The organism is Lacticaseibacillus jixiensis (assembly GCF_042847315.1).
Lineage (GTDB): Bacteria > Bacillota > Bacilli > Lactobacillales > Lactobacillaceae > Lacticaseibacillus > Lacticaseibacillus jixiensis.
Genome location: NZ_BAAFPR010000048.1, coordinates 1 through 7,954, shown reverse-complemented (window position 1 = coordinate 7,954; position 7,954 = coordinate 1). Strand labels below are relative to the sequence as shown.

Sequence of the window (7,954 nt, the reverse complement as noted above, 5' to 3'; positions counted from 1 at the left end):
CGTGGTTGAGGTCGTAACACAGTTCATCAACGATATTGACCAGATCCACTTCGTCGTAAAACTCATTGTTATAGACCCGCAGACGTTCCGTGGTACGGGCCAAGGCTTCGACAACACCTTTGGTTTGCGGACGGAAGACGCGACAGACAACCGGCTTGTAGCCGGCATCCTGACTGAACTGCTTGAAGCGCTCATTCAATACAACGCGCTGGCCGATGTCTGACTTGGCATGATCGACGACTTGCTTCATGTTGTCAAACCAGATCTCTTTGGGAATGCCACCAGTATGATGAAAAGCGTCGTCCAAACAGTTGAAGAGAGTGTCTTGGCTGCGTTCAAAGATCAACGTCAGGTACTTCAGCTTGGAATATGGCAATACATACAAGAAGATGTTGAACGTGAAGGCTTTGCCTTCGGTGTTATACAGTGTCATTTCTTCTTTCCAGTCAACCTGCGCTGAAAGCCCGGCGGTATGTTCGACTCTGATCGTCGCTTTATGTACTTGGTGTTTCTTGTACTTGGCACAATAGTCTCGCACAATCGAGTACTTGCCGGTGAAGCCGTGCTTCACAATGAATTTGTAGATGGCCATCGCTGAACACGGAATGTTTAGCTTCTCATCAATCTTTTCGCGAAATGGATCCAGTTTGCTTGGTCGCTTAGCTCTGGCCTCGGTGGGTTGGGGTAGTGAATCGCTGCTTCCTCGCTTAACCTCCTCGTATGCCCGCTTGACGGTGCGGTAATCACAGTTGTATTGCTCGGCTATAGCAGCGAAGTTGGGTTTCATATCCTCAATCATATATTTTCTAACTCCTTCTCGAATGTCCTGTCTCACATCGTTTTCCTCCTTGGTTACGATGTGATTCATGATATCAAAAAATGCAGGAAAACCGACAATTTCAAATCGCCATTTTCCTACATTTTATAGCCGCCATGTACACATCAGCACCTTTCGAAATTCGGCCACCGCGCATCGCACTTTGCGCCTCTCTATTGTGCCATGGATCGCTGATGCCGTCTATCGAAGCAATTTAATTGGACACTATCAATTAAATTATACAAACCGCCTCGCCAATTGCTAAGTTGCGCCATCCTGTCGCGACATGGTAAAATGTGGCTTTGGCAGTTCACCTCATTTGGTGGCCGTTCATTTAACAGTTTCTAATAGTGAAAGCTGGAAAGTCGCAATAAAACTGGCCAAAGTTTACGGATTGCGGCTTTTTGCGTGCGCACAACTAACCGCATACCTTAAGCCAACCGCCAATGCGCTATACTTAACGTGTAGGAGGTGCGCTGATGCAAAATGCTGATCAGATTTACGAAGCGATTCGCCAAGATCCGCAGAATGCGGCCTTCACCGCGGCAGGCATCGATCCGCTGTATCACTATGAACCCAATGCCACGATCTTGATCGTCAGCCAAGCGCCTAGCCGCAGCGCGCAAGCCGCCAAAACCTATTGGCGCGACGCTTCAGGCGATCGCCTGCGCGAGTGGATGGGGGTGACTGATGCGGAGTTTTACGATTCCGGGAAGCTGGCGGTGGTGCCGCTTGATTTCTATTACCCTGGTAAAGGTAAAAGCGGCGACTTGCCGCCGCGCAAAGGCTTTGCCGAGAAGTGGCACAAGCCGCTGTTAGCGCTGATGCCGCATATTCAGTTGACCTTGCTGATTGGGATGTATGCGCAGCGGTATTATCTGCCTAAGCGCCAGAAGACCCTGACGGAAACCGTGCGGCATTATCAAGATTATGCGCCGTATTTCCCGCTGGTGCATCCGTCGCCGTTAAATTACGGCTGGTTAAAGAAGAATCCGTGGTTTGCAGACACTGTGCTGCCTGATTTGCAGCACCAAGTCCGATCACTATTAACGCGCTGAGTTGAAATTAGCTCAGCGCTTTTTTGATGCCAAAGCACTGAATTTAAAATACTCTAGTTTTCGCAGTCTACCCGCAATCTTTCACCGTACCAAAGGTTACCTTAATTCTGATCTCAAAGGACAGGTGGAGCGTAGGTGCGTGGGGGCCGCGAGACGGTCAGGCCGTGAAACGTGTGGTGTCAGGTAAGACTCGCGTCGACGCAAGCGCAGCGCAGCTAGATGCGAGGCTTACCTGACACCACACGCGGCAAGTTTAAAGACCGCGTTGAGCGCAGCGATGCGGGCTTTAAACTTAGGCGTAAACCGCGTACTTTGCGGTTGCAGCCGGCCGCATAGCCTGCACCGTCTCGCGGCCCCCACGCACCGGAGCTTCACCGGTCCGGCCTTCTGCAAATTCTGGGACCGGTAACAGCCTGCACTTACTTGCCAAATCTGCCGCGAGCTTCGTATGCTATAGAAAACGGATACACAATGGAGGGGCGCGTATGGGTGCATGGTATGACGAAGCAATCATCTATCAGATCTATCCCAAAAGCTTCCAAGACAGTAACGGCGACGGGGTCGGCGACTTGCGCGGTATCCAAGCGCGCATTCCGTATCTGCAAGCACTCGGGATCAATTGTGTGTGGCTGAATCCGGTGTTTGCCTCGCCGCAAGTGGACAACGGTTATGATGTTGCCAATTACTACGCGATCGACGAGCGGCTGGGCACCATGGCCGATATGGAAGCTTTGATCAAAGCTTTGCATCAAGCCAAGATCCGGGTGGTGTTGGATTTTGTGGTGAATCACACCTCAGATCAGCATCCCTGGTTTCAAGATGCCATCCAAACGCCGCATTCGCTGTATCGCGACTACTATATTTTTCAAAACGGGCCGGCGCCGAATAACTGGGGGAGCTTCTTTGGCGGTTCGGTATGGGAGGAAGCGCCTGATGCCAGCGGCCAGATGTATTTTCACTTGTTTGACAAACACATGCCGGATTTGAATTGGGCCAATCCCGAAGTGCGCCACGCGATGCAAGACGTCGCCGAGTTCTGGTTGCACAAAGGGCTGGACGGCTTGCGCGTGGATGCGTTCATTCACATTGCCAAGGCCAACTTGGCCCAAGATTTCCCCACCACCGCCGCTGATGAGCCGGTGGTGGCCGAACCGTTCTTCGCCAACTTGCCGCAGGTGCAAACTTGGCTGAAGCCGTTTGTCGCTCAGCTGAAGGCGGACTTTCCCGACGCGTTCTTGTTAGGCGAAGCCGCCAGCGCCAGTGTGGATCTGGCGTCAGCGTACACGGATCACTTAATGGATGCAGTGGTGTCGTTTCGCTATTTCACCCAACAGCCAGGCGATGTCGGCTTGCCAGCCGCTTATCAGCCCAAAATGATGGACTGGCAAGCGTTCAAACAAACCCAAGCAGTGTGGCAGCAGACTTTAATGGCGTACCCGACGCTGTATTGGAGCAATCACGATATGGGCCGCGTATTGGGCCGGGTGGCGCAAAGTGCAACCCATGCGCGAAGTTTGGCGATGTTGATGTATTTGCAGCGCGGCTTGCCGATCATTTATTACGGCGAAGAATTAGGCATGCAAAATCTCCAATTTACCTCAGCCGATGACTTCAAAGATCCGACGGTGGCGCCGTTTGTGGCGGCTGCGGTTAATCACGGCCTAAGCGAGGCCGAAGCGTTGGCAATGGTGTCGGCGACGCATAAATTGCCGGCACGAGCGCCGATGCAATGGGATGATGCGCCACACCACGGCTTCTCCACGCAAACGCCGTGGTTAAGCGGACAAGAATTGCCAACGGCTAGTGCCGCGGCGCAACAGCTTGATCGTGACAGCATGTGGCAATTCTATCGGCAGCTGATCGAATTGAAGAAGCGGCACCTTTTTCAAACGGGTGATTACTTGTTGTTGACCACTGATGAGAATAGCTATGTCTACCAACGCCAAACCCCTGATGCTAAGGCAATCGTGGCGGTGGGACTAGGACAACAACCAGCTCAGGTGACCTTGCCCAAAGGACGCTATTCGCCGCTGCTTTGGGCTGGTGATTATCAGCTGAATGGCGCAGCTTTGACGCTGGCGCCAGAAGCTGGTGTGGTGTTGATCGAAGAAAGGAGCAGCTTATGAGTTTGAATGTTGCCGCTTTGGCCCATCGGCCGCAAAGCGAAGATTGTTTCTTGACGCCAGAGCATGCGTTGGCGGTGCGCTTGAAAACCGCTGTTGATAACGTGCACAGTGTCCAAGTACTATACGGGGATCCCTATTGGCTCAAGCCGGATGAAGAGCTGGTCAGGTTCTCTTATCAAACCGCCGCCATGACTAAAGTGGCCACGGGCCAAGCGCATGACTACTGGGAAGTGACGCTGCAAGCCTCTTATGCGCGCTTGCAGTATCTGTTTGTGGTAGCTGGCAATGATGGGTCGGTAGTGTTGTATGGCGATCGCGGCTTGCGCAATGATTCAAAGACGGCCCGATTGGATGCGACGAATTATTTTCGGATGCCGTATTTTCACCAAATCGATGCCATTTATACGCCAACTTGGGTCAGTGAAACGGCGTGGTATCAGATCTTTCCTGAGCGCTTTGCCAATGGCGATCAAAGCAATGATCCAGTCGGTACCAAGCCTTGGCAGCCAGAAGATCATCCAGGGCGCGAAGACCATTATGGCGGGGATCTGCAAGGGGTGTTGGATCATCTTGATGATTTAGAGGCGCTAGGGGTCAATGGCTTGTATTTCTGTCCGATATTTAAAGCCAGTTCCAATCATAAATACGACACCATTGATTATTATCAAATCGATCCGGATTTCGGCGACAAAGCGTTGTTTGCCAAATTGGTAGAAGAGGCCCACAAGCGGGATATGAAGGTGATGTTAGACGCAGTGTTTAATCACTTGGGCTTTGCGTCGCTACAATGGCAAGATGTGTTGACGAATGGGCCGGCGTCGCGCTTTGTCGATTGGTTTCATATCCATTCTTGGCCGCTGACGCCGTATCATGATCCGCTGTTGCATCAAGGCGCACCGCAGTTTGATACCTTTGCCTTTGGGCCGGGGATGCCGAAGCTTAATACCGCCAATCCTGAGGTGCAAGCGTATTTGCTGGATATTGCGACATATTGGATCAAGCAATTTGACATCGATGCATGGCGCTTAGATGTGGCCAACGAAGTCGATCACCACTTCTGGCGCCGGTTTCATGAAGCAACCACGGCGGTGAAAAGTGATTTCTATGTGCTAGGCGAGGTGTGGCATGAAAGCCGGCCGTGGCTGAATGGCACTGAGTTCACTGGGGTGATGAATTATGCGTTCACCCAGCAGATCCAAGACCATTTTCTCACCGGCGTGATCGATGCACCTGAGTTGGTGGCGCGCTTGAGTGATCAATTGATGCTATATCAAGATGCCGCCAATCAAGCGATGTTGAACATGCTGGATTCGCATGATACGCCGCGCTTGTTGACGGTGGCCAAAGGCGATTGGGGCAAGGCGTATCAGGCGCTGGCGTTCACCTTCATGCAAACCGGGGCGCCTTGCGTGTATTACGGTACCGAAATGGGGATGACTGGCGAAGACGATCCAGACGACCGCAAGCCGATGGATTGGGACAAGCTGTATGGCGAGACTTGGCAGCAAGTGGCCGCTTTGATCCACTTGCGGCGCGCTTATGCGCCGTTATTTGGCCGCGGCAGCACGCGCTTGGAGGTGGTTGACGGCTTGATCCATGTCACGCGTGCATACGCAGACCAAGTTGCCCAAGCCTGGTTCAACACTGGCAAGCAAGCCAAGCCTTTGGCGACGCCGGCGACTTTTGCCCAAGGGTACAAAGCCCAGGCACTGGCACCGTTGGGCTTTGTGATCAGCATTGCCTGATCATTCTGATAACGGTAACAGGCGGTTAATATTTGTAAAAGCGGTTGCAATCCTGATACGCTTAGAACAAGCAAAACCAGAAAGGCAGTGAGGACATGACCCGGTTGTTTGAAATCGATCCTTGGCGCGTGGCCACGCACGACTTGGCGCCGACGCAAAGACGCTTGCAAGAAAGCCTCACCGCCATTGGCAATGGCTACATGGGCATGCGCGGCAATTTCGAAGAAGGCTATTCTGGCGACAGTTTATCCGGCACATACTTGGCCGGCGTGTGGTTTCCGGATAAGACGCGCGTTGGCTGGTGGAAGAACGGGTATCCGGAGTACTTCGGCAAGGCGATCAACGCGCCACGCTTCATCGACATGGCTATCACCGTCAATGATCAAGTGGTGGATCTGGCGCAATGTGAATACCGCGACTTCTACATGAGCTTGGAACTGCAAGTGCCGCAGCTCAAGCGGCGCTTCACTTATGTCAGCCAGCAAGCCACGGTGGCTTTCACCTTCACCCGCTTTGTGTCCAATGCCACCAAGGAAGCGGCGTTGATTCAACTGACCGCCAAGGTGTTAAGCGGCACGGCCAAACTTGCCATCACCGCCGGCTTAGATGCCAATGTCCACAACGCTGACAGCAATTATGACGCGGCGTTTTGGCAGCCGCTTGCAGAATCGCGCTCTGCTGGCTTCATTCAAGCCCAAACGCGGCCCAATCCCTTCGAGGTACCGCAGTTTACCGTATTGCTCAAGCAAGCCTTGCGCGTTAACGGCCAAGCTTATCAAGGCATGCGCCGCACTGGCAGCGGCTATTATCAAGAAACCGTCACCGCTAAGTTAACGAAGGGCGAAAGCCTCACCGTTGAAAAGCGCGTGGTGGTGATCACCAGCCGAGACGTTGCTGCTGATCAACAAGCGCCAGTTGCTGAGGCCATCATGGCTCAACTGGCTGCCCAAAGTTTCGATCAGGCCTTGGCGGCGCATGCGGCGGTGTGGGCCAAGCGCTGGGCGCAAAGCGATGTCGTGATCGACGGCGATGCGGCGGCGCAACAAGGAATCCGCTTCAACTTGGCGCAGCTGTTTATGACGTATTATGGCGAAGACCCGCGCTTAAACATCGGCCCCAAAGGCTTCACTGGAGAAAAATACGGCGGGGCCACGTATTGGGACACTGAAGCGTATGTGGTGCCGATGTACTTGGCCATCACGCCGCCGCAAGTCACGCGGGCCTTGCTGCAATATCGCCATGACCAATTGCCAGGCGCTTATCACAACGCCCAACAACAAGGCTTAGCCGGCGCGTTGTTTCCGATGGTGACCTTCAATGGCATCGAATGCCACAACGAATGGGAAATCACCTTCGAAGAGATCCACCGCAATTCCGATATTGCGTTTGCCATTAAGCAATACACCGATTACACCGGCGATGAAAGTTATGTCAACGGCCCAGGCATTGCGGTGTTAGTGGGTGTGGCGCGCTTCTGGGCGGATCGGGTGCATTGGTCCAAGCGCCGTCAAGCCTACATGATCCATGGGGTCACCGGGCCGAACGAATATGAAAATAACGTCAACAACAACTGGTTTACCAATACCATGTGCGCGTGGGAATTGGCATACACCTTGCAGCGCCTGCCTTTAGCCGATCCTGCGGCAGTTGAAGCTTTGGCCGTCTCCACTGAAGAACAAAGTTTGTGGCAGGAAATTGTGGCTAAGATGTACTACCCGCAAGATCCTAAGCGCCACTTGTTTATCCAACACGATACTTTCTTAGACAAAGATTTGCAGCCGGCCAGCAGCATTCCTGCCAGCCAGCGGCCAATTAATCAGCACTGGTCATGGGACAAGATCTTGCGCTCGCCTTTTATCAAACAAGCCGACGTGCTGCAAGGCTTATCCTGGATTATTCATAGAATTTCAAAAAAGCAGCGCAATCCCATGATTCACACGGGACTGCGCTGCTTTGGTGTTTCACCCATTGGGTGCGCCTATATGCTAAGGTTAAGTCGACAAAAACCATCACGAAAGCGAGGCTTCACACCATCTCAACTTTAACCAGCTTATCCCTGCAATGCAATACCAATGTGACTGTGACCGCCGACGGCGGTCAACTTTCAAATGACGCCGGGCTCGTTTTGTTCCAAGAGTTTCTTCATCGTATCAACTTTAGGCAACTTGCCAATCAGTGCCTCAAGTTACCAGACCAACGACGATTCTG

At 52.8% G+C, this 7,954-nt stretch carries 4 protein-coding genes and 1 pseudogene; 4 read left to right on the top strand and 1 reads right to left on the bottom strand.

The features are described 5' to 3' along the window. Positions 1-835: IS21 family transposase (gene istA / locus ACGG90_RS14885; protein WP_390410609.1), on the bottom strand; the 835-nt coding region annotated here is incomplete at its 3' end. 461 nt (positions 836-1,296) lie between these two features. Between istA and ACGG90_RS14880 the strand changes: the two genes are divergently transcribed. From ACGG90_RS14880 to ACGG90_RS14865, 4 genes and pseudogenes are all read left to right on the top strand, one after another. Continuing rightward, a complete protein-coding gene (locus ACGG90_RS14880; RefSeq protein ID WP_390410607.1) occupies positions 1,297-1,875 on the top strand; it encodes a uracil-DNA glycosylase family protein in 579 nt (192 codons plus the stop codon). A gap of 485 nt (positions 1,876-2,360) precedes the next feature. Next, positions 2,361-4,001, top strand: coding sequence for an alpha-glucosidase (locus ACGG90_RS14875; RefSeq protein WP_390410606.1), 1,641 nt, complete (start codon positions 2,361-2,363; stop codon positions 3,999-4,001). Positions 4,002-4,003: 2 nt separating this feature from the next. Beyond that, the gene (locus ACGG90_RS14870; RefSeq protein WP_390410611.1) at positions 4,004-5,746 is read left to right on the top strand and encodes a glycoside hydrolase family 13 protein; all 1,743 of its coding nucleotides are present in this window, start codon (positions 4,004-4,006) and stop codon (positions 5,744-5,746) included. 95 nt (positions 5,747-5,841) lie between these two features. After that, positions 5,842-7,668 (top strand): annotated as a pseudogene (locus ACGG90_RS14865) (family 65 glycosyl hydrolase domain-containing protein); the annotation flags it as partial. Between the last annotated feature and the right edge of the window lie 286 nt (positions 7,669-7,954).